This is a genomic window from Enterobacter sp. ZOR0014 (genome assembly GCF_000798855.1).
Taxonomy (GTDB): Bacteria; Pseudomonadota; Gammaproteobacteria; order Enterobacterales; family Enterobacteriaceae; genus Enterobacter; species Enterobacter kobei.
Map to the genome: position 1 here is coordinate 1 of NZ_JTLF01000380.1, position 1,037 is coordinate 1,037.

2 protein-coding genes are annotated in these 1,037 nt (G+C 48.4%); both read right to left on the bottom strand.

What is annotated here, in order from left to right:
- Positions 1–47: 47 nt before the first annotated feature.
- The gene (locus L977_RS21515) at positions 48–689 is read right to left on the bottom strand and encodes an AbrB/MazE/SpoVT family DNA-binding domain-containing protein (protein ID WP_047626895.1); all 642 of its coding nucleotides are present in this window, start codon (positions 687–689) and stop codon (positions 48–50) included.
- Positions 670–1,037: hypothetical protein (locus L977_RS21520; protein WP_231563663.1), on the bottom strand; the 368-nt coding region annotated here is incomplete at its 5' end. The genes L977_RS21520 and L977_RS21515, both read right to left, overlap by 20 nt.

The window sequence follows — 1,037 nt, forward strand, 5'->3', positions numbered from 1 at the left end:
AACGCCGGGGAGCCGAAGGGAGCGCCTGAGTAATGAAGGGAGCCAGGCTATTTATTTGCCAGGCGTTTTTTAAGGTCAGCGTTTTCTGCCAGAAGTTCCTCCAGCTTCGCCTTTAAAACCGCCGCTTCGTCAGGTAAGGCACTGCCAATTACCTGATCTAAATCAGCTTGCCAATCTTCAGAAAACTCACGAACGCATCCATTTAAAGTCGCCAGTAAAGATTTAGTTTCAGTTGGCAACACAAGACGACCTGATAGATAGACAGCGAGGTTAGTTGCCGCCGCGCTCGCTTTCTGCAATGGTGTGACACCGTCAGTTGGGCGGCGAACAATCACATAGTCAGGATGCTGGTTGATTAGTAGCTGGAAATAGTGCTGCTCGGCCACAGAAAGCCGGTTAATGCCTTGTTCTTTTTTCGCCCAAGCGCTCAACGTAATACCAAAATATTCTGCAATCCCTTGTTGCGTCAGCCCCATATTCACGCGCACGGCCTCAGCAAGTGACCCAGCAACAGCGGGTTTAGCTTCGGTTACTTCATCTGCTGGATTTACCGGCGTTATCACGATACGCCCATTTTCCATGTCAATATTTACGGGATCATCAACATTCAATGAGAGAGCTTTCAGAATGGCTGAAGGAATTCTGACGGTTACACTATTACCGGATTTTTTAATTGCTATTTGCTTCACGCGTGATGTCTCCCTTCAAAAAATCTATGAACTTCTGCACAAGCTCTGGTTGCGGATACTCAGCTGGAATAATCACAGCCTTGTGTTCGACGTAAAATTCCTCTTCCATTGCCTTAAAGCGCTTTTCCTTCGCGCCCGCAGCCTTTTCAGCTTTTGAGGGATTGGTACGATCAAGGGTAGTGAACAGAAAACGGTACTGCTCACCGTCGCTATAGACGTCAAGCGACTTTCTCACGCGCCCTTTACCTCGGGTATAGAATATTTTTTCCATTTTAACACTCCTGCACAGAGCCAACAGAACAGCTGGAGGGGGTTCGATGCCCCCGGAGGCTGTCAGCGCTGTAAACC